This is a genomic window from Caenispirillum salinarum AK4, from assembly GCF_000315795.1.
GTDB classification, from domain to species: Bacteria; Pseudomonadota; Alphaproteobacteria; order Rhodospirillales; family Rhodospirillaceae; genus Caenispirillum; species Caenispirillum salinarum.
In genome coordinates this window covers 74,907-95,475 of the sequence record NZ_ANHY01000006.1, presented here as the reverse complement: position 1 = coordinate 95,475, position 20,569 = coordinate 74,907, and the positions used below count along the sequence as shown (strand labels likewise).

The following is a 20,569-nucleotide window of genomic DNA, read 5'->3' as shown; positions in this document are numbered from 1 at the left end:
GTCAGAGGTTGCCGCAGCCCAGGCGCTCGGCCTCGGAGCGGGCGCGGCGCTGGATGGGATCGGGCGCCTGCGGGTACTCGCCGGAGATGCGCGTGAACGCGGCGCAGGCCTCGCGGGTTTTGTCCAACTGGGCCATGGTCAACCCAAGCTTGAGCAGGTTGTCCGGCGCCTTGGGGCTTTCCGGATAGCTGCGGTAGCCGTCCAGGAAGGTCACCGCCGCCCGCTCGTAGTCACCCTGCACATAGTGGGTCTCGCCCAGCCAGTACTGTGCATTGCCGGCCAGCGAATGGTCGCCGTGACGGTCGACGAAGGCCTCGAAGGCCTGCGAGGCGCGGTCATAGGCCCCTTCGCGCAGCAGGCCGAAGGCATAGGAATACTGCTCCTCGGGCGTGCCCTCGGGCAGCACGGGCCCCGTCTGCGCGGGGGCCTGCCCCTCCGCTTGAGCCTGCGCGGGAGGCTCCGCCGGGATGGTGCCGAGAGTGCCCTCGCCGGGCGCCAGCCCCTGCGAGCCTGCCCCCTGCCCGCCGGTCGGCGCGGGCTGGGACGGGGTGGCGGCACGGAAACCGCCCGATGTGGCAGGGGCTTCCTGACCCGGCGCGGGCGCCTGTCCTCCCGCGCCCTGGTTTTGGCTCTGGCCCTGCGCCGGAGCAGCGGCCGCGCCGCCCGTGCCCTCAAGCTGTTGCAGGCGGAAGTCCACGTCATCCATGAAGCGCTGGAGGCGCTGGTCCATCTGCTGGACCTGATACTGCGTCTCTTCCACGCGACCGGTCAGGCGCGTCACCAGTTGCTCCAGTTCGGTGATGCGCCCCTGAAGACGGGTCGCCACGTCGCCGGATACGTCCGCCCCCGCGGTGGCGGGCGGCGGCGTCTGGCCGGCGGCGAAATCACCCCGGTAGACCTGACGCTGGAGAAGCTGGAGGTCGCGCTCCAGGCGGTCCAACCGTTCCTGGGCAGACTGCGCGACGGCCGGCGCGGGCGCCGACACCGTTACGACGGCGGCCGCCATTCCCACGGCCAGCATTGAGGTGGCGAGCAATCGCCGGCCCAACGGGACGGAACGGCGGCGGATGCGTCGCAAGCCAAGGATCGACACGGTGGAACTCCTCTGCCTCTGCGCCCAGGAACCCGGCGGCGGGCGCCCGGCCCGCACAAGCGGGCCCGGTGCCGCCGCCGCGGCCTCAGCGGATGACGGTGACGCTGCGGCGGTTCTGCTGCCAGCAGTCCGGCGTGCTTTCGACGCAGACCGGGCGCTCCTTGCCGTAGGAGACCGTCTGGATGCGGTTGGCGGGCACGCCCTGCAGCACAAGGAAGTCCTTGGCCGAGTTGGCGCGACGCTCGCCGAGCGCCAGGTTGTACTCGCGGGTGCCGCGCTCGTCGGCGTGGCCCTCCACCAGCACGTTCTTGCCGGGGTACTGCTGCAGCCACGCCGCCTGGCGGCGCAGGGTGGCCTGAGCCTCGGGGCTCAGCGTGTAGGCATCGGTGGCGAAGAAGACGCGGTCGCCCACGACCTCGCGGAACTCCTGAACCGAGCCCGCGGCCGGACCGGCCTGGCCCATGCCGTCGGCACCCATGCCCGTGCCGGCCGCGCCCGCGCCCATGCCGGCTGTGCCCATGGCGCCCGCGCCGCCCGTGCCCGCGCCTTCCTCGGGCGGGGTGGTGCAGGCGGCCAGCAGCGCGACGGCGGCAAAAACACTCAAAGAACGGAACTTCATCGCAATGTCACTCCCATGAACCAATCGGTCGGTCCGGCTGCCGTCGACCGCCCTATGCGCGGCCGTCCTCCGACGCCGAAAGCCGTGTCGCGACGCCGGGCCGATGCCTGCCCGGACGCCGAAAGTCTTAGCCGAATTCGCCCCGCGCCGCCACCCCATGCCGGTGGCGACGCGAAAACATCGGCGTGAAGAAGGTCCCCTCGTCACCCCTACTGGAGCAGCGGCGACCACGCCGGATCGGACGCATCCTGCGGGGTCACCACAAGGCGCTCGTTCTGGCCGGTCAGGTCCACCGTCACCAGCTTGGGCGCGGCATTCGGGCCGCCCCTGCTCTGGCGGAAGAACATGAGCACGCGGCCGTTGGGCGCCCAGGTCGGGCCTTCCACCAGATAGTCGGTGGCCAGCATCCGCTCGCCCGAGCCGTCGGGCCGCATGACGCCGATGTAGAACTGGCCGGACTTCATCTTGGTGAAGGCGATCAGGTCGCCGCGCGGGCTCCAGACGGGCGTGGCGTAACGGCCGTCGCCGAAGCTGATGCGGCGCACGTTGCCGCCGTCGGCGTCCATCACGTAGATCTGCTGCGCGCCGCCGCGGTCGGAGTTGAAGGTGATCTGCTGGCCGTCCGGCGAATAGCTGGGGCTGGTATCGATGGCCGGATGGTTGGTCAGGCGCGTGATGCGGCGCGTGCGCAGGTCCATCTCGTAGATTTCCGAGTTGCCGTCGCGCGCCATGGACAGGATCACCTTGTTGCCGTCCGGCGAGAACCGCGGCGCGAACGTCATGCCGGGGAACTCGCCCAGAAGCTCCTGCCGGCCGGTGTCGATGTTGTAGAGGAACACCCGCGGCACGCCGTTGGAATACGACATGAAGGTGATTTCCTGGCTGGTCGGCGAAAACCGCGGCGTCAGCACCAGCGAGGACCCGTCGGTCAGGTAGCGGTGATTGGCGCCGTCCTGATCCATGATCGCCAGGCGCTTGGTGCGGTCCACGGCCGGCCCGCTTTCCGCCACATAGACGATGCGGGTGTCGAAATAGCCCTGCTCGCCGGTGATGCGCTCGTAGATGTCATCGGCGATGATGTGGGCGATGCGGCGCCAATTGTCGGCCTGGGTGGTGTAGGCCTGCCCCGCCATCTGGTTTTCCGCGAAGATGTCCCACAGGCGGTAGGCGATGCGCACCCGGCCGTCCGGCTGCGGCTGCACCGCCCCGTGCACCAGCGCCTGGGCGGCGATGGAGCGCCAGTCCATGAAGCGCGGCGGCGCGTTCATGGGCACGTCGCGCTGGATGAAGGCGGCCTGATCGATGGGCGCAAACAGGCCCGAACGCTCCAAGTCGGCGGCGATGACTCCCGAAATGTCGCGGGCGAGCTGGGCCGCCTGCGGGCTGTCGGCATTGAAGGGCACGACGGCGATGGGCAGCGGCTCCACCTTGCCGCGGGTGATGTCGATGCGCACCTCGGCAGCGGCGGGAGCCGGCTGAAGCGCAACGGCGGCCACCGTCGCCACCACGGCGACGACGGCGACCAGGCCGCGCTTCAGGGCATTGCGGACGTCATTCAAGCGCATGGTCGGGCGGGTCCTCCTGACTGGGCGGCGGAGATGGACGGCGATCACAGGGCATCCTCCGGACGGAACTGCAGGACCATGTCGCGGAACTGCTGGTACTTGCCCGGCGGGATGGGCAGCGGACTGGACTTGAGAACGGCGCGGCGCGCGCTCTCGGCGAATTGCTGGAACTGGCGGACGGCGCCCGGCGGGGCATCGCTGACGACACGCGCGCCCTGGACGGTACCGTCCGGCGCCACCTGAACGCGGATCTCCACGTAAAGGTCCGTCAGTCCCTTCATGCCGGGATCGAGGAACCAGTTCGGCTGGATGTGCGCGCGGATGGCCTCCTTCTCCGTCGCCGTGGCGACGTCGGACAGGTTGGGCGCCCGCTGCACCTGGTTGCTGGTCGCCTCCTGGCTGTCGCGACTGCCGCGCGCCTCGGCCACCTGCGTCTCCGGCGGCGGACGGCTGGTCTTCTTCTCCAGTTCCTCCACCGTCTTCAGCAGGCTGTCGAAGGGGTCCGGCTCCTTTTTCGGCGGCTCCTTCTTCGGCTCGGCCTTCTTCGGCGGCTCCGGCTTGGGCTCCGGCTCCTTTTTCGGCTCAGCCTTGGCGACCTGCTTGGGCGGCTCCTCCTTTTTCGGAGGCTCCGGCTTCTTCGGCGGCTCGGGCTTGGCCTGAGGGGTCGGCGTGGGTTTGGGCGGCGGCGCGGGCTCCGGCTCCGGTTCGGGCGGAGGTTCCGCCTTGGCAACTTCCTTGGGCGGCTCAGGCTCAGGCGCCGGCTCGGGCTCCGGCGGCGGGGCGGCCGGCTCAGGCTCAGGCGCGGGCGGCGGCGCGGGCGCCGGCTCAGGCTCCGGTTTGGGCGGCTCGGGTTCCGGCTCCGGTTCGGGTTCCGGCTCGGGCTTCGGGGGCTCCGGCGGGGGTTCCGGCTGAGGTTCGGGTTCCGGTTCGGGCTCGTCCTTCGGCGCCGGCGGCGGCTTGAATTCTTCCGCCCGCTTTGGCGCGGGCGGCGGCGCGGCCGTCATCTCGTCGATGACGGGATTGACCACCATCACGAACTCTTCCGGCTCCTCGGGCTCGCTCGTCAGGAACGGCAGCCCCACCAGCGCCGCCACCACGATGGCGCCATGGAACAGCACGGACAGGACGACGCCCTTGCCCATGCCCTTCGGCTGTTCCGAGATATGCTCTTCGCCGCGCGCCATGATCGTCTACGTCGTCCTCACTGCGCGCCGGACGGTCGCTGGGTGACCAGGTTCACCTCACGGTAGCCGGCGTCATAGAGAATGCCCATCACCTCCATCACGCGACCGTAGTTGGCCGCGCCGTCGCCGCGCACGAAGATGGCCCCCTCCGGGTTCGACTGACGCACGGCCGCCATCTGGGCCAGCAGGGCCTCCTTGGTGGACGTGCGGCTCATTTCCTCGCCGGCGTCGTTGATGGCGACCTGCCCGTCGGCCAGCACCTGGATCGTGATGCTCGTCGGGTCCTCCTGCGGCAGGGCCGGCGACGCGGCCTCCGGCAGGTCCACCTCCACCCCCGTCGCCAGCATGGGCGCGGTGACCATGAAGATCACCAGCAGCACCAGCATCACGTCCACCATGGGGGTGACGTTGATGTCGCTCATGGCCCGGCGGCCGCGGCGGTAGCCGGTGCTGGACTTGTTGTTGACGAACATCGCCATGGGATCAGCGCTCCAGCTGGCGCGACAGGATGGCGCCGAACTCGCCGGCGAAGTTTTCCAGGCGCTTGGCGTAGCGGTCGAGGTCGCCGCTGATCTTGTTGTAGGCGATCACTGCCGGAATGGCCGCGACCAGCCCCAGCGCGGTGGCAAACAGGGCTTCCGCGATGCCCGGCGCCACGGTGGCGAGGCTCGTGTCCTTGCTCATGCCGATGGAGTGGAAGCTGTTCATGATGCCCCACACCGTGCCGAACAGGCCGATGAAGGGCGCCGTCGCGCCGGTGGACGCCAGGAAGCCCAGCCGGCTTTCCAGGTTGTCCATCTCGCGCGCCAGGGTGATCTGCATGACCCGGTCGATGCGCTGGGCGAGGCCGGCGCGCACGTCGTTCTCCCGGCCCAGCGACCCCGAGGACCGGCGCCATTCGCGCATGGCGGCGATGAAGATGGCGCTCATGGGGTCCTTGGGGCGGTTGCCCATGCGGTCGTAGAGGTCCTCCAGCGAGCCGCCGGACCAGAATTTTTCCTCGAAGGCCTCGGCCTTGGCCTGCAGCTTGCGCAGGCGCATGACCTTCTCGAAGATGATCGCCCAGCACCAGATGCTTGCCAGCACCATGCCGATCATCACCGCCTTGACCACGATGTCGGCCTGAAGGAACAGGCCCCACATGGACAGATCTGCGGGCTCCATCGGTGTCTTTCCCCTATCCCCGGATCACGAGTTCGTCCAGCCGCGCCCTCAGGCCGGCGGGCAGGCGGCAGACGCCCCCGCCCATGGCCATGCTGGCGAGCGTGATGTCGATGGTCACAAGCGTCTCGCCGTCGCGCTCCACGCGCTGTTCGGCCTGCAGCGACGCCCCGCCGACCCTGGTGACGCGCGTGCGCACCTCCAGAAGATCATCGAGCATGGCCGGCTTGCGGAAATCCATGGTGGCCCGGCGCACGGCGAAGGCGAGACCGGGGTCGTCCATGAGCTGCGGATTGGTCCAGCCGCACAGGCGCATCATCTCCGACCGCGCCCGCTCGGCGAAGTGCAGGTAGCGGGCGTGGTAGACAATGCGGCCGGCGTCGGTGTCCTCGAAGTAGACGCGCACGGGAAAGACGTGCTCGCCGTCGCGGAAGGCGCCGGAGGCAGCATTTTCCAGGGCGCGCGAAACGGTATCCATCACGCCCCCTCCGAGCCGTTCAGCAGGTCGAACTGCCCGCAGGCGGCGTCACGGCGCGGCGGCATGAGCCCCAGGTGGGAGAAGCCGGCCTCCGACAGCACGCGGCCGCGCGGGGTGCGCTGGATCAGCCCCTTCTGGATGACGAAGGGCTCGATCACCTCTTCCAGCGTGTCGCGTTCCTCCGACAACGCGGCGGCCAGCGTTTCCACGCCCACCGGCCCGCCGCCGTAGTGTTTCGCGATGCATTCCAGGTACTTGCGGTCCATGGCGTCGAGGCCCATGGCGTCCACGTCCAGCCGCTTGAGGGCGGCGTCGGCGATGTGCCGGTCGACCGGGCTGCGCTTGGCGACCAGGGCGAAGTCGGACACCCGCCGCAACAGCCGACCGGCCACGCGCGGCGTCCCGCGTGAACGGCGTGCGATTTCCATCGCGCCGTCGGCGGTGATCTCCAGTCCCATGACGCTCGCGCCGCGCCTCACGATGGCCTCAAGCTCCTCCGGCTCGTAGAACTTCATCTGAAGGGGAATGCCGAACCGGTCGCGCAACGGACGGGTCAGAAGCCCCTGCCGCGTCGTCGCCCCCACCAGGGTGAAGGGGTGCAGGTCGATCCGCACGCTGCGCGCCGCCGGCCCCTCGCCGATGATGAGGTCCAGTTGGAAATCCTCCATGGCCGGATACAGCACTTCCTCTATGGCAGGATTAAGGCGATGAATTTCATCGATGAACAGGACGTCGTGGGCTTCAAGATTGGTCAAAATGGCGGCCAGGTCGCCGGCCCGCGCGATCATCGGGCCGGAGGTGGCGCGGAAGCCCACGCCCATCTCCTTCGCCACGATCTGGGCGAGCGTCGTCTTGCCCAGGCCCGGCGGGCCGTGGAACAGCACGTGGTCCAGTGCGTTGCCGCGCGCCTTGGCCGCCTGGATGTAGACGCCCAGGTTCTCGCGCAGAAGCTGCTGTCCGATGAAGTCGTCCAGCGCCTGCGGACGCATGGAGGCGTCGGCGTCATCCTCGCGCCGGCGGGCGGAGATCAGTCGGTCCTGGTCGTCGGCGGCCATGAGACTCCTGTTACACCTGGGCGAGGTCGCGCAGGGCGGCGGTGATCAGGCTTTGCGTCGTGGCGCCGTCGCCCTGGTCGCGGGCGGCGCGGGCGACGGCCGAATAGGCATCCATGCGCTTGTAGCCCAGGTTCACCAGCGCCGAGGTCGCGTCCTCGGTGACGTTGGCGGCCAGCGTCGCCGCCCCGCCCTCGCCCGGCTCGGCACCGACCGGCGCGGCTGTGGGCGCAACGTTACCCTGGGGCGCCACCGAAGCGGCCATCGCGGTCGGCTGGAAGGAGGCCGCGACGCCCGCGGCCTTGTCCTTGAGTTCGGACACGATGCGCCCGGCCAGCTTCGGCCCGACGCCGGCAGCGCAGGTGAGCGGCGCCTTGTCCTGGGCGGCGATGGCCTGGCCCACGGTTTCCGGCGGCACCACCGACAGAATGGCGAGGCCGACGCGCGCGCCCACACCTTGCACGGTGGTCAACAGCCTGAACCACTCGCGCTCCAGCTTGTCGGAAAAGCCGTAGAGGTGGATGTGATCCTCGCGGACGTGGGTCTCGATCTCCAGCGCCGCAGCCGCGCCCACCTCAAGCCGTTGCAGGGTGCGGCCGGAGCAGAAGACCAGGTAGCCGACGCCGTTCACGTCGATGACGGCGCCGTCGTCGCCGACGCTGTCGACGATGCCTTTCAGCTTGGCGATCATGCGGCACCTCCCGCCGCCACGGCCATGGCGGCGCGCGAGGCCCGGAAGTGGGCATGGCAAATGGCGACGGCCAGGGCATCGGCCGAGTCCGCGCTGTCGCAGGCGGCCCCCGGAAGGATGGCCTTGACCATCATGCCCATCTGCTGCTTGGCGGCGCGCCCGGTGCCGACGACGGCCTTCTTGACCAGCGACGGCTGGTATTCACACACCGGAAGTCCGGCCCGCGCGGGCGCCAGAAGCACAACACCGCGCGCCTGCCCCAATTTCAGCGTCGACGCCGGATTTTTGTTCACGAATGTTTCCTCGACCGCCGCCTCGTGCGGGTCGAGGTCGGCGATCACCCGCTCCAGCCCCTCGTAGAGCTGACCCAGGCGTTCGGCCAGAGAGCACCGCTCATCAGAACGCACGGTCCCGTCGGCGATCGCGCGCATGCGATTGCCGTCCACCTCGATCACGCCCCAGCCGGTGTTGCGCAGGCCGGGGTCGAGGCCCAGAACACGGATGACCATCGGCCCCTCCCCTCGCAATGGCGGAACGCCGGCGATGCGCGCCTCACACCGAGGCGGACGCGGTCAACCGCCGACCTTCTCCATGATGTCCTCGGAGACGTTGAAGTTGGCGGCGACGCGCTGCACGTCGTCGTTGTCCTCCAGCACGTCCAGGAACTTGAACAGGCTCTTGGCCTGGTCCTCGTCGGTGATGTCCACCACCGTCAGCGGCTTCCAGTCCAGGCGCGCGGCTTCGGGCTCGCCCAGTTCGTCCTCCAGCGCGTCGCGCACGGCCTGCAGGTCGTCGGGCTGGCAGTAGATGGTATGCGAGGTCTCGTCGCTTTCCACGTCCTGCGCACCGGCCATGATGGCGTGCTCCAGCATGGTTTCGGCGTCGGCCTTGTCCGCGGGGTACTGGATCAGGCCCACACGCTCGAAGTTGAAGGTCACCGTCGACAGCCCGCCGCCAGCCTTGGTGAAGGCCGAGCGCACTTCTGCGGCCGTGCGGTTGCGGTTGTCGGTCAGCGCCTCCACGATCACCGACACGTTGCCGGGGCCCATGCCCTCGTACCGGACCTCTTCGTAATCGGCCGAATCGCCGCCCGGCAGGGCACGCTTCATGGCGCGCTCGATATTGTCCTTGGGCATGGACTGGGCGCGGGCCGCGGCGATCGCCGCGCGCAGGCGCGGGTTCTTGTCCGGCTCGGGCAGGCCCTGCTTGGCGGCCACGGTGATTTCCTTGGCCAGCTTGGTGAACATTTTGGCGCGCTTCGCGTCCTGCGCGCCCTTGCGATACATGATGTTCTTAAATTGGGAATGACCAGCCATAACTCTCGTCCGACCGTATCTACGGGCTCAGTTCAGGTTCTTATACCAGATGTCGTGGTAATTGCCAGAGCGTGAGAACGCCTCGGCAACGCCTTGATGTGCCGCACTATGGCAGGAAGCCCGCGCCGTTGAAAGGCCCAAGGCGTGGCTTGCCGACGATGCCCGGCCCGCCCTCCTATCCATGAGGGTAATAGGGCTATACAGCATTGAAAATCCCGCATATCTGCAATGCGGCTAAGGCCTTCCTTAATTCTTTAGGCGTATGTGCACTATGGGTGAAACAAAAATCTAAATGTTTCGGAGGGGGGAGAAAGCCATCATGTCTCTGTTCAAGAGAATGCGGATTGCCGTCAAGTTGCCGGCGCTGATTGTCAGCACCGCGATCATCGCCGTGGTCGCCACGGCCGTCATTTCCTACGACAGGGCCCAAGACGCCCTGCAAACCGCCGCCGAGAGCAAGCTGGTGGCCGTGCGCGACGCCCGCGCCGACACCATCGTGCAGTACCTGGGGAGTATCCGCCAGGATCTGCAGGTCACGGCGGCAAGTCCTGCGGTGGCGGACGCGCTGACCAATTTCACCGCCGCCTTCGACGCCCTGCCGCGGGGCGGCGAAACCCTGCGCGACGTCTATGTCCGCGACCAGGCGTCCCAGGCCACGCTGGGCGACTACGCCACCGTGCACGAGCGCCGTCACCCCTGGCTCAAGCGCCTGCAGGAGGAGCGTGGCTATTACGACGTGTTCCTGATCGATGCGGAGGGCCGCGTGGTCTACACGGTGTTCAAGGAGCCCGACCTGGGGGCGAACCTCGTCTCGGGCCAGTACGCCGACACCGGGCTTGCCGAAGCGTTCTCGGACACCCGGCAGGCCACCAGCGGGGGTGCGCCGAACCCGGTCGCATTCATCGACTTCGAGCCCTATGAACCCTCGAACGGCGCCCCGGCCAGCTTCATCGCCGCGCCGGTGCGCGACGCCGATGGCTCCTTCCTGGGCGTCCTGGCCTTCCAGATGCCCGTCGACCGCATCAACGACGTGATGCAGAAGGCCGACGGGCTGGGCCGCACGGGCGAGACCTACCTGGTCGGCCCCGACAACCTGATGCGCACCGACAGCCGCCTGTCCGACGAGCCGAACCTGCTGAAGACCCGTGTCGAGACGCCGACCGTCGCGGCCGCGCTGAACGGCGAAAGCCTGATCCAGACCGTCACCGACTACCGCGGCGAACAGGTGGTCTCCGCCGCCGAGCCGCTGACCTTCGAGGGCGTCACCTGGGCCATCCTGGCAGAGGCCGACGAGGCCGAAGTCTTCGAACCCATCTACGAGCTGCGCAACACGCTGCTGGTTGCCGGCCTGATCGTGCTGGTGATTGTCGGTGCCTTCGGCTTCTGGTTCTCGCGCAGCCTGTCGGTGCCGCTGGCGCGCATGACCAAGGCCATGAACACGCTGGCCAACGGCGACCTGTCCGTCGAGGTGCCGGCGCGCGACCGCGGCGACGAGATCGGCGACATGGCGCAGGCCATGGGCGTCTTCGTCGACAACGGCCGCCGCATGGAGGAGATGAAGGAGGAACAGGAGGCCGCCGCCGAGCGCGCGGCCGAGGAACGCCGGCAGTCCATGCTCGACCTCGCCGACCGCTTCGAGAAGTCCGTCGGCAAGGTCGTCAAGGACGTCGGCACGGCCGCCGAGGACATGCAGGAGGCCAGCCAGGCCGTCTCCGCAGCCGCCGAGCAGACCACCCAGCAGGCCAGCGCCGTCGCCGCCGCCGCCGAGCAGACGTCGGCCAACGTGCAGACGGTCGCCAGCGCCACCGAGGAACTGACGGCCTCCACCGCCGAGATCGGCCGCCAGGTCGTCCAGGCCAAGGAAGTCGCCTCGTCGGCCGTGACCGAGGCCGAGGAGACCACCGGCGTCGTGCGCAACCTGGCCGAAGCCGTCGAGCATATCGGCACCGTGGTCTCGCTGATCGGCGACATCGCCGACCAGACCAACCTGCTGGCGCTCAATGCCACCATCGAGGCCGCGCGCGCGGGCGATGCCGGCAAGGGCTTCGCCGTGGTCGCCAACGAGGTGAAAAGCCTCGCCGGCCAGACCAGCAAGGCCACCGAGGACATCACCCACCGCATCGGCGAAGTGCAGGAGGCCACCCGCAAGTCGGTGTCGGCCATCGAACACTTCAGCACCACCGTGCGGCGGATCGACGATATCTCCACCGCCATCGCCGCGGCGACCGAAGAGCAGGACGCCGCCATGCAGGAGATCGCCCGCAACATCCAGGAGGCCGCGGGCGGCACCCAGGAGGTGACGTCGAACATCGAGGGCGTTTCCGGCGCGGCGCGGGAATCCGGCGAAATGGCCGGCACTGTACTCAGCCGCTCGGAATCGCTGGCCAAGGAGGCCCACCTGCTGCGCGATCAGGTCTCCGACTTCCTGAAGCAGGTGCGCGCCGGCTGATCCGGCTCAGGCCCTGACAGAGAAAGGCGGCGGAAGCCATTGGCTCCGCCGCCTTTTTCATGTCTGCGCCGTGGCCGGCACGAGGATCAGAGAAGACCCAGCTTCTTGGCCTCGGTCACCAGGTCGTCGCGGAACTGCGGCGCCGCCAGGCCGATCAGCAGCTCAGCACGCTCCTGCATGGACTTGCCCTTCAGGTTCACGATGCCGTGCTCGGTCACCACGTGGTGCGTGTCCATGCGCGGGTCGGTGACGGGCCCCGACAGCTTGGGCACGATGCGCGACAGGCTGCCGCCCTTGGCCGTGGAGTGCAGGGCGATGAAGCTCTTGCCGCCCTTGGCCGCGTAGGCGCCGCGCACGAAGTCCAGCTGTCCGCCGGTGCCCGAGAACTGGTGGCCGGCCAGGAACTCAGAGCCGATCTGGCCGGTCAGGTCCACCTCGATGGCGCCGTTGACCGAGATCATGTCGTTGTTCTTGGAAATCACCGCCGGGTTGTTCACCCAGGCCACCGGATAGCCCACGATGGACGGGTTGTCGTGCATGAAGTCGAACATGTCACGATCGCCCAGCGCCAGCGTATAGACGTGCTTGAACGGGAACAGCTTCTTCCGCTTGCCGTTCAGCACGCCCTTCTTGATCAGGTCCACCATGGCGGGGCTGAACAGCTCGGAGTGCAGGCCCAGGTCCTTGTGGTTGGACAGGAAGCTCATGACCGAGTTGGGGACGCCGCCGATGCCCATCTGCAGGGTGGCCCCGTCGGGGATCATCTCGGCGATGTAGCCGGCGATCTTCTCGTCCTCGGCACTGGCGTCCTTGTGGTGGGCCTCCATGAGCGGCGTGTCGCCCTCGACCACCGCGTCGACCTCGGAGACGTGCAGCAGGCACTCACCGAAGGTGCGGGGCATGTTGGGGTTGACCTCGACGATCAGCCGCTTGCAGTTGCGCACCACGGTGGCACCGTAGTCCGGGCTGGTGCCCAGGCTGAAGTAGCCGGCGCGGTCCATGGGCGAGACCTGCACGATGAAGCAGTCGGCGCCGATTTCCTCGGTCAGCAGCTTGCCGGCCTGGTGGAAGGCGCAGGGCACGAAATGGATGTATTCCTTGCCGACCTCGTAGCCCTTCTTGGCCAGCGCGCGGTCGAAGCCCGACATGAACAGCGGGTGCGGCTTGACCACGTCCATCAGTTCGGGCACCAGCAGCGTCTTCACGGCGGCGTCACTGGCGTGCATGTAGTAAACGGGCAGGCGGGTGAACTCGCCGGCCTTGACGCGCTCAGCGATGGCGCCCATGAGCACGGGCGGCATGGCGGCGCCCATGCCCATGACGAGGTTCTTGCCGTCTTCGACAAGCTTGGCCGCTTCGGCCGGGTTACAAAGCTTGTCCTGGTACATGTTGGCGTAAAAGGACACGGAAGCCCTCCTGCTGAAAGTCCCCTCGGCGCGGCCGACTCCCCCTCACCGGAGCGGCGGCCGCGCGGTTGCGGTGGCGCGATGTGCGCCGATGCTGCAATGCGAAAACTTCTAACAAGTCTAGGGGCCGGTGACCAGAGCACAACCCCTGAAAGGATGCGGATTTCACCGTTTCGTCGCGGAACCAGTGAGAAGTCTGCTGCCGACGCCCCCATACGCCGGAAGCCCGCCCCTGGGAGGGGACGGGCTTCCGGCGTATGGGTATGGTCGAAACGGTCGGGGCCGCTATTGGGCGCGCAGGACGGTGGTCATGCGGCGCGTTTCCTCGATCAGGCGGTCCATCTGTCGGCTGAGCGTGGCAGCCAGACGGGACAGTTCCGCGGCACGGCGTTCGTCGGCGGCGGATTCGGCGGTCACGTCGTGCAGCCCGTCCTCCACGGCGTGGAAGGCGTTGGCGGCATTGGCGTTGGCGAGCCGCATGCGCTGCACCGGGCCGGCCTGCGCCGGATCAACGGAAAAGGCGGCGGGACGAATGATTTCGGCGACCATGGCACTACCCCCCTGTGTCAGAGCGTTTGGGCGGGATGTCGCGCGGTGCCATGCCGGGAGGCATGGTCTTGCGTGTGCCGACGGCATCCATTCAACGTCTGGAAGTGTACGCACATTGTGCGGAAAATTCAAGAAAAAGCCGCACGTTGTGCGTTGCGAAAAGGGGGCGGGAGGCCTATGATGCCAGGACTGGATGAATATCGATCTTGTCGACGCACGGGGGAGGCCCGCATGACCCCGAAGGCATTCAAGCACTGGCGCAAGTCGCTGAAACTGTCGCAGAAGGAAGCGGCCACGGCGCTCGGGCTCAAGCACCGCATCGTGCAGTACTACGAGAAGGGCGAGCGCGACGGAAAGCCCATCCAGATCCCGAAATCCGTGCGGCTGGCGTGCTGGGCCATCAGCCAGGGTGTCACCGACTTCAACGGACCGGAGGAGGCGCATTCCTGATGCGCCTCCTCCGCAGTGTTCATCCGGTTCTGATGTGACTGGCGACGGTCAGGCGTAGGCCCGCTCGTCTTCGTCCGGGGCGTCGCCGGCGACCGTCTCCGGCACCTCCAGCGCGGCCACGGACGGGGCGCCCGTGGGCGGCACGGGCGTGTGGTCGCGGGCCTCCACGCCGTCCAGTTCCTCGCCCGGCAGGATCGCCAGGTGAACGGCGTGCAGGCGCTCGAACAGGTGGTTGGCCTTCTCGCACAACTCCAGCAGGCGCGGCGGCAGCAGGATGCTGTGGCGATCGACCGGCACCGGCGCCAGGCCGATGCGCGGCGGGCGGCCGGCCTCCAGGTCGCCCGCCAGCCGGGCCCGGTGCGCCTGGATGAGCTGAAGCGCGTGGCACAGCCGCACGGTCATCAGGCGGTTGACCTGGATGATGGCCGCCCGGTCCTCCCACGGCAGGGCCTCGCGGTCACGACGGGCGTCCTCGCGGACGTAGTCGCGCATCTCTTCCATGAGCGTCAGCGCATCATGGTAGATGTTTTCGAGCATGGTCTTGGTCACGGCGGTCTCTCCGTCGACGGAATGTCGCTGGGGAATGGGATCGGATTGTTCGGGTCGCAGGTGGTCGTCATGCGGCGCGGACGCCGCTGAGGAAGTGGTCCAGCTCCTTGCGCAGCAGGCCCGAGTGGTGGGCCAGGGTGGAAGCCGACATCTGCACCTGGGCGGCCGCCGCGCCGGTTTCGCCGGCGGCATCCTTGACGCCCTCGATGTTGTGGGTCACGTCGCCGGCACCCGCCGCAGCGGCCTGGACGTTGCGGGAAATCTCTTGCGTCGCGGCCCCCTGCTCCTCTACGGCGGCGGCGATGGAGTGGGCAGTTTCGCTGATGCGGCCGATGGTCCGCCCGATGCCCTGGATGGCGTCGACCGTACCCTTGGTCGCGGTCTGGATGGAGGCGATCTGCTGGCTGATTTCCTCGGTCGCCTTGGCCGTCTGGTTGGCGAGCGTCTTCACCTCGTTGGCGACCACGGCGAAGCCCTTGCCCGCCTCGCCGGCGCGCGCGGCCTCGATGGTGGCGTTCAGCGCCAGCAGGTTGGTCTGGCTGGCAATGTCGGAAATCAGCGTCACCACCTCGCCGATGCGCTCGGCGGCGTGGGCCAGTTCCAGCACCATCCGGTTGGACTGTTCGGCCTGCCCCACGGCCTCCTTCGCCTCGGCGGACGCACCGCCGACGCTGCGGCTGATCTCGCCGATGGAGGCGGACAGTTCCTCGGTGGCGGCGGCGACCGTCTCGACGTTGCTGGTGGCCTCCTCCGCCGCCGCGGCGACGGCGGTCGACTGGCGCGAGGTTTCCTCGGCCGTCGACGTCATGGCGGTGGCCGTCGCCTCCATTTCCGCTGCGGCGTCGGAGACCGACTTGACCACCTCGCCGACCGCGCGCTCGAAGTCGTCGGCCAGGCGGTTCATCAGGTCCTTGCGCTCGCGGGCGGCGCGGGCCTCGGCGTCCTTCTGGGCGGCCTCCAGGCGGGCGCGCTCGGCGGCGTTGTGCTTGAATATCTCCATGGCGCGCGCCATTTCGCCGATCTCGTCGCCGCGATGGGTGCCGACTACGTCCACATCCAGGTGCCCGTCGGCCAGATCGTGCATTCGGTGCGCCAGGTCGACCGTGGGGCGCGAGATGTCGCGCACGATCAGCCACGCCAGGGCGCCGACACCGCCCAGGAGCACGATGGCGATGGCGGCGAACGTCATGGCGCGGTTCCAGAACACCGCCGACACGTCATCCAGATAGATGCCGGTGCCGACGAACAGGCCCCAGGGCTCGAACGCCTGCACGTAGGACAGTTTGTCCACCGGCTGGTCGTGCCCGGCCTTGGGCCAGTGGTAGTGGACGAAGCCCGCGCCTTCGGCCTTCACGACCCCGGCCATGTCCGCCACGAAGGGCACGCCCTCGGGGTCCGTCGCCTCGAGCATGGAGGTGCCTTCCAGTTCCGGTTTGGGCGGAACCACGACGGCCCGGCCGTCCATGTCGAAGACGAAGACATATTCCTCGCCGTCGTAGCGCATGGCGCGGATGGCTTCCTTGGCCGCCGCGCGGGCTTCCGCTTCTGACGTCTCGCCGGTGGCCGCGCGTTCGGCGTGGCGGGCGAAGATGGCGTGGGCGGTTTCCGTGATGGCGCGCGCCTTGGCGCGGCGGTCGTCCATCAGCGTGTCCTGCACGAAGGCCAGCGACACGCCGCAGATGGCGATGAAGCCGAGCGCCAGAAGGCCGATGGGCAACCAGATCTTGGCGCCGAGTCCTAAATTACCGAGCCGCATGATGTCGTCCCCTCACCCTGGAAAACTCCTTGGCAAGGGCAAGATCATGTCCTTACCCGGCAAAAGGAAAATGAAGTTTTTTCTAAAGAGACCAGTCGTTTACGGGCCGTTGACCGTTCCGTGACCGGTGCGTTACCAGCCACCGCCAAGCCGTGGTAATCCCTCAATATTTCAAGGTTATAGACAATTGGATATACGCTGTAGACCTATACGACATTCATCCGCATCAATTCGGGGCTCCGGTGCCCAGCCATGGTCTTACGACGCAGGCGGCGCGACTCCGGCCGGGTGGCCCGAGTCTTGACAGATGCCCCGCAGGGCGCTTTTTGAAGCCCTTCGAAACACCTCGGCCCGCACAAGCCACAGGAGACGCCCGTGTCCGGAAAGGTTCTCGTCGCGCAAGGAGGCGGTCCGACCGCCGTCATCAATCAGTCCGTCGTCGGCGCGGTGCTGGAGAGCCGCAAGTTCCGATCGGTCGATCAGGTCTACGGCGCCCTGCACGGAGTGCGGGGCATCATTGACGAGGACATGGTCGACCTGACCCAGGAGACCACCCACAACCTTGAGCTGGTGGCCGAGACGCCCTCCTCCGCCCTGGGCTCGACCCGCGAAAAGCCCGACGCCGCGTACTGCAAGGAGATCTTCAAGGTCCTGAAGGCGCACGGCATCGACAAGTTCTTCTATGTCGGCGGCAACGACAGCTCCGACACGGTGCGCATCGTCGCCGAGGAGGCGCGCAAGGCCGCCTATGACCTGCGCTGCATCCACATTCCCAAGACCATCGACAATGACCTGGTGGTCACCGACCACTGCCCCGGCTACCCCAGCGCCGCGCGCTTCGTGGCACAGGCCTTCATGGGCGTGAACCTGGACAACGCGGCGCTGAAGGGCGTCTACATCGGCGTCGTCATGGGCCGGCACGCGGGCTTCCTCACCGCCGCCGCGGCGCTGGGCAAGAAGTTCCCCGACGACGGGCCGCACCTGATCTACATGCCCGAGCGCGCCTTCGACGAAGACCGCTTCCTGGCCGACGTGAAGGCGGCCTACGAAAAGCACGGCCGCTGCATCGTCGCGGTGTCGGAAGGAATCGCCGACGCGGACGGCGTGCCCATCGCCACCAAGCTGGCCGAGGAGATCGAGCACGACGCCCACGGCAATGTGCAGCTGGGCGGCGGCGCGCTGGGCGACCTGCTGGTGGAGTTGGTCAAGCGCCGGCTGGGGCTCAAGCGCGTGCGCGGCGACACCTTCGGCTATCTGCAACGCTCCTTCGTCGGCTGCGTGTCCGACGTCGACCAGCGCGAGGCGCGCGAGGTGGGCGAGAAGGCGGTGCAGTTCGCCATGTTCGGCGACCAGGACGGCTCGGTGACCATCCACCGCACCGGCTGGTACTCGGTGGACTACCGGCTGACGCCGCTGGTCGACATCGCGGGCAAGACTCGCCATATGCCCGACGAGTTCATCGCCGACAGCGGGACGGACGTCACCGACGCCTTCCGCCTGTACCTGCGCCCCCTGCTGGGCCGGGGCATGCCGGATGCCTACCGGCTGCGCACCGTGCCCGTCCCCAAGATCCTCAAGAAGGACTGATGCCGCTTCACCTCATCAAGCTGTCCGTCGGCACCGAGAGCCCGGAGACGCTGGCCCAATGGCAGGCCGGCGTCTCCCGGCGCCTGGGCCGCATCGTCCACACCACCCGCATGACGCCCCGCCGCGGCGGGGAGGTGCTGGACGGCGGGTCGATCTATTGGGTCATCAAGCGGCTGGTGCGCGTGCGCCAGCGCATCCTCGGCTTGCACGAAGGCACGGACGAGGGTGGCCGGAGCTTCTGCGCCATCGAACTGGACCCGGAGCTGGTGCCGGTGGAACCGCGCAGCCAGCGCCCGTTCCAGGGCTGGCGCTACCTCAAGCCCGAGGACGCCCCGCGCGACCTGCCCCAGGGTGCTGCGGGCGAGGAGCCTCCGCCGCCGGAGATGGCGGCGGAGTTGAGGAAGCTGGGGTTGTTGTGAGGGGGCAAATGGCCCTGCCCCGCCGTCACCTCGCGTGGTAAAAGGCTGCCAATTGTCAGGAAGCGGAGTGCGGCCGACACCGTTGGTGGCCCCCTGCTTTCGCAGGGTGACGCTGATTTCATAGAATTATTAAAGACTTAGCAGCCGTCATTCCTGCGAAAGCAGGAATCTACATTCGCTTTCAGACGACTTTCGAAACGCCCAAGCCGCTCTCGCCGACGTCCACCTCGCCGCGAAGGCCCATGACCACCCACCACCGCCGCGTCTGGGCGCTCGCGCTGCCCATCATCCTGTCCAACCTGTCCGTGCCGCTCCTCGGCGCGGTGGACACGGCCGTCATGGGGCATCTGGACAGCCCCGCCTATATCGGCGCCGTGGCGGTCGGCGCGCTGGTGTTCAGCTACATCTACTGGGGCTTCGGCTTCCTGAGGATGGGCACCACCGGCCCCACCGCCCAGGCCATCGGCGCGGGCGACGGGGCCGAGGCCCGCGCCGTGTTGGGCCGCGCGGTGCTCATCGGCCTGAGCGTCGGCGCCCTTCTGTGGCTGCTCCAGACGCCCATCCTGGCGCTTGCCATGAATCTGCTGGATGCGTCGGACGAGGTGGAGACGCTGGCGGCCGAATACGTCCGCATCCGCATCTGGTCCGCCCCCGCCGTTCTGGTGCAATACGCCCAGATCGGCTGGCTTCTGGGACTGGGACGGGCGCGGGCGGTGATGATCCAGCAGATCGGCGCCAACGTGCTCAACATCGTGCTCAACCTGCTGTTCGTCTTCGGCCTTGGCATGACGGTAGAGGGCGTGGCGCTGGCGACCGTCATCGCCGAGTATGCCGGCGTCGGCATAGGGCTTCTGCTCATGGCACCGGCCTTGCGCGGGCTCGGCGGGCGGTGGGACATGGCGCGGCTGCGCGACCCGGCCCGGCTCAAGCGGCTGATCGCGGTCAACGGCGACATCTTCATCCGCACGCTCTGCCTGCTGTCGGCTTTCGCCTGGTTCACCGCACAGGGTGCGGCCTCGGGCGATGTGGTGCTGGCCGCCAACGCGGTGCTGCTCAACTTCCTGACGTTCGCCGCCTTCGGCCTGGACGGCTTCGCCCATGCCGCCGAGACGCTGGTGGGCGGGGCCGTCGGGGCGCAGGACCGAGATGGCTTGCGCGCCGCCGTCCGCACCTCCACCGTCTGGGCGCTGGGAACAGCGGGCGTTATGGCCGGCGCCTACGTGCTGCTGGGCGACCTGCTGATCGCTGCACTGACGGGCCTGCCGGAGGTGCGCGAGGCCGCCGCCGGCTACATGCTCTGGGCCGCCCTCATGCCGCTGGTGAGCGTCTGGGGCTTCCAGTTCGACGGCATCTACCTGGGCGCGACGGAAAGCCGGCCGCTGCGCAACATGATGATCCTGTGCCTGGGCGCCTATCTGCTGATGACCTGGGCGCTGGTGCCGCTGTGGGGCAACCACGGGCTCTGGGCCGCCTTCATGGCCTTCATGGGCCTGCGCGGGCTGACGCTGGCGGTGCTCTACCCGGCGCTGGAGCGGCGGGTGACGGGAACCGGATCAGCCGTCAAAGCCTGAGCACGGAAACCCCTCCGGCAACTGCCCGCGCAGGGCCAGCACCTCCAGCCGCAGCAGGGCGGCGACGGAGATGGCGTCGGTGATGCGGCCGTCGTGGGCCATGGCGATGGCCTCGGCCACCGGCAGGCGGCGGATCTCAAGCGCCTCGGTGTCGTCGAAGTCCGTCTCGCCGGGCGTCAGGTCCCAGGCGAGGAACACCACCGCCCCCTCGTCGCTCAGGGCGTTGGAGAGGTCCAGGCGCAGAAGCTCCTGCCACCGCGCCGCCGTCAGGCCCGTTTCCTCGCGCAGCTCGCGCAGGGCCTCCTCGTGCGGCGGAACCTCCTTCGACGCACCACCCTCGGGGATTTCCCAGGAATAGCGGCCGAGCGGGTACCGCCACTGACCGACCAGCCAGGTATGCCCCTCGGCGTCCACCGGCAGCGCCCCCACGGCCACCGAGTTGGGCGAGATGATAGCGTAGAGCCCCGGCGTGCCGGCGGGCGTCAGCACTTGGTCTTCGGTGATGGTGATCCACGGGTTCTGGTAGGCGGTGCGGCGGGAAAGGCGGGTCCAGGGGTTGCGCGGCGCGTCGTCCATGGGGAACGGTCTCTGTCCTTGTGCGGGAGGATGAGGCTTGTGATACGACATCTACGGGAAGGGCGAAATGCCCGTTGCCCCTTTCGCACGGGCCCCCG

At 68.3% G+C, this 20,569-nt stretch carries 21 protein-coding genes; 5 read left to right on the top strand and 16 right to left on the bottom strand.

All coding sequences use genetic code 11. From position 1 onward, the window contains the following. Nucleotide 1 precedes the first annotated feature (1 nt). The 11 genes from ybgF to C882_RS06775 form a co-directional block, all read right to left on the bottom strand. Nucleotides 2–1,036, bottom strand: coding sequence for a tol-pal system protein YbgF (ybgF, locus tag C882_RS06825; protein ID WP_152415232.1), 1,035 nt, complete (start codon nucleotides 1,034–1,036; stop codon nucleotides 2–4). 142 nt (nucleotides 1,037–1,178) lie between these two features. After that, nucleotides 1,179–1,712, bottom strand: a complete 534-nt coding sequence (gene pal, locus C882_RS06820; protein WP_009539842.1) for a peptidoglycan-associated lipoprotein Pal — start codon at nucleotides 1,710–1,712, stop codon at nucleotides 1,179–1,181. Nucleotides 1,713–1,921: 209 nt separating this feature from the next. Further along, on the bottom strand, nucleotides 1,922–3,277 hold the full coding sequence (tolB, locus tag C882_RS06815) for a Tol-Pal system beta propeller repeat protein TolB (protein ID WP_009539841.1): 1,356 nt from the start codon (nucleotides 3,275–3,277) through the stop codon (nucleotides 1,922–1,924). Nucleotides 3,278–3,321: 44 nt separating this feature from the next. Continuing rightward, nucleotides 3,322–4,461, bottom strand: a complete 1,140-nt coding sequence (locus C882_RS06810; protein WP_009539840.1) for a TonB C-terminal domain-containing protein — start codon at nucleotides 4,459–4,461, stop codon at nucleotides 3,322–3,324. A gap of 17 nt (nucleotides 4,462–4,478) precedes the next feature. Further along, a complete protein-coding gene (gene tolR, locus C882_RS06805; protein ID WP_009539839.1) occupies nucleotides 4,479–4,940 on the bottom strand; it encodes a protein TolR in 462 nt (153 codons plus the stop codon). Nucleotides 4,941–4,944: 4 nt separating this feature from the next. Continuing rightward, nucleotides 4,945–5,625, bottom strand: coding sequence for a protein TolQ (tolQ, locus tag C882_RS06800; RefSeq protein ID WP_009539838.1), 681 nt, complete (start codon nucleotides 5,623–5,625; stop codon nucleotides 4,945–4,947). Between the two features lie 13 nt (nucleotides 5,626–5,638). Further along, on the bottom strand, nucleotides 5,639–6,100 hold the full coding sequence (locus C882_RS06795; protein WP_009539837.1) for a YbgC/FadM family acyl-CoA thioesterase: 462 nt from the start codon (nucleotides 6,098–6,100) through the stop codon (nucleotides 5,639–5,641). Further along, entirely contained in the window at nucleotides 6,100–7,155 is a 1,056-nt protein-coding gene (gene ruvB / locus C882_RS06790; protein ID WP_009539836.1) for a Holliday junction branch migration DNA helicase RuvB, read from the bottom strand. The genes C882_RS06795 and ruvB overlap by 1 nt, the downstream gene beginning before the upstream one ends. Nucleotides 7,156–7,165: 10 nt before the next feature. Beyond that, nucleotides 7,166–7,843, bottom strand: a complete 678-nt coding sequence (gene ruvA, locus C882_RS06785) for a Holliday junction branch migration protein RuvA (protein ID WP_009539835.1) — start codon at nucleotides 7,841–7,843, stop codon at nucleotides 7,166–7,168. Next, a complete protein-coding gene (ruvC, locus tag C882_RS06780) occupies nucleotides 7,840–8,346 on the bottom strand; it encodes a crossover junction endodeoxyribonuclease RuvC (protein ID WP_043644221.1) in 507 nt (168 codons plus the stop codon). The genes ruvA and ruvC overlap by 4 nt, the downstream gene beginning before the upstream one ends. A gap of 69 nt (nucleotides 8,347–8,415) precedes the next feature. Then, nucleotides 8,416–9,159: a YebC/PmpR family DNA-binding transcriptional regulator gene (locus C882_RS06775; RefSeq protein WP_043644086.1), complete on the bottom strand. Its 744-nt coding sequence runs from the start codon at nucleotides 9,157–9,159 to the stop codon at nucleotides 8,416–8,418. Nucleotides 9,160–9,478: 319 nt separating this feature from the next. On the opposite strand from C882_RS06775, the gene C882_RS06770 reads away from it, so the two are divergent. Beyond that, nucleotides 9,479–11,608: a methyl-accepting chemotaxis protein gene (locus C882_RS06770; RefSeq protein WP_009539832.1), complete on the top strand. Its 2,130-nt coding sequence runs from the start codon at nucleotides 9,479–9,481 to the stop codon at nucleotides 11,606–11,608. 86 nt (nucleotides 11,609–11,694) lie between these two features. On the opposite strand, the gene C882_RS06765 is transcribed toward C882_RS06770, so the two are convergent. Together C882_RS06765 and C882_RS06760 are read right to left on the bottom strand one after the other, a co-directional pair. Continuing rightward, nucleotides 11,695–13,014, bottom strand: coding sequence for an acetyl-CoA hydrolase/transferase family protein (locus C882_RS06765; RefSeq protein WP_009539831.1), 1,320 nt, complete (start codon nucleotides 13,012–13,014; stop codon nucleotides 11,695–11,697). A gap of 285 nt (nucleotides 13,015–13,299) precedes the next feature. Then, nucleotides 13,300–13,563 carry a hypothetical protein gene (locus tag C882_RS06760; RefSeq protein ID WP_009539830.1) on the bottom strand — a complete coding sequence of 88 codons (264 nt, stop codon included), beginning with the start codon at nucleotides 13,561–13,563 and terminating at the stop codon, nucleotides 13,300–13,302. A gap of 231 nt (nucleotides 13,564–13,794) precedes the next feature. On the opposite strand from C882_RS06760, the gene C882_RS06755 reads away from it, so the two are divergent. Continuing rightward, on the top strand, nucleotides 13,795–14,013 hold the full coding sequence (locus tag C882_RS06755) for a helix-turn-helix domain-containing protein (protein WP_009539829.1): 219 nt from the start codon (nucleotides 13,795–13,797) through the stop codon (nucleotides 14,011–14,013). Nucleotides 14,014–14,061: 48 nt separating this feature from the next. Here C882_RS06755 and C882_RS06750 read toward each other — a convergent pair whose 3' ends face one another. Together C882_RS06750 and C882_RS06745 are read right to left on the bottom strand one after the other, a co-directional pair. Then, on the bottom strand, nucleotides 14,062–14,562 hold the full coding sequence (locus C882_RS06750) for a DUF1465 family protein (RefSeq protein ID WP_009539828.1): 501 nt from the start codon (nucleotides 14,560–14,562) through the stop codon (nucleotides 14,062–14,064). Nucleotides 14,563–14,629: 67 nt separating this feature from the next. Further along, nucleotides 14,630–16,318: a methyl-accepting chemotaxis protein gene (locus C882_RS06745; protein ID WP_009539827.1), complete on the bottom strand. Its 1,689-nt coding sequence runs from the start codon at nucleotides 16,316–16,318 to the stop codon at nucleotides 14,630–14,632. A gap of 375 nt (nucleotides 16,319–16,693) precedes the next feature. Here C882_RS06745 and C882_RS06740 point away from each other — a divergent pair, with 375 nt between their 5' ends. The 3 genes from C882_RS06740 to C882_RS06730 all read left to right on the top strand — a co-directional run bounded on the left by C882_RS06740 (nucleotide 16,694) and on the right by C882_RS06730 (nucleotide 19,895). Further along, nucleotides 16,694–17,905 (top strand): 6-phosphofructokinase, encoded by a 1,212-nt coding sequence (locus C882_RS06740; RefSeq protein ID WP_009539826.1) that lies wholly within the window; start codon nucleotides 16,694–16,696, stop codon nucleotides 17,903–17,905. Beyond that, a complete protein-coding gene (locus C882_RS06735; RefSeq protein WP_009539825.1) occupies nucleotides 17,905–18,324 on the top strand; it encodes a DUF1489 family protein in 420 nt (139 codons plus the stop codon). The genes C882_RS06740 and C882_RS06735 overlap by 1 nt, the downstream gene beginning before the upstream one ends. Before the next feature lie 242 nt (nucleotides 18,325–18,566). Next, complete coding sequence (locus C882_RS06730; RefSeq protein ID WP_009539824.1) at nucleotides 18,567–19,895, top strand: MATE family efflux transporter; 1,329 nt, start codon at nucleotides 18,567–18,569, stop codon at nucleotides 19,893–19,895. Here the strand turns inward: C882_RS06730 and C882_RS06725 are convergent. Continuing rightward, nucleotides 19,878–20,471, bottom strand: coding sequence for an NUDIX domain-containing protein (locus C882_RS06725; RefSeq protein WP_009539823.1), 594 nt, complete (start codon nucleotides 20,469–20,471; stop codon nucleotides 19,878–19,880). The two genes, C882_RS06730 and C882_RS06725, sit on opposite strands and share 18 nt — an antisense overlap. Between the last annotated feature and the right edge of the window lie 98 nt (nucleotides 20,472–20,569).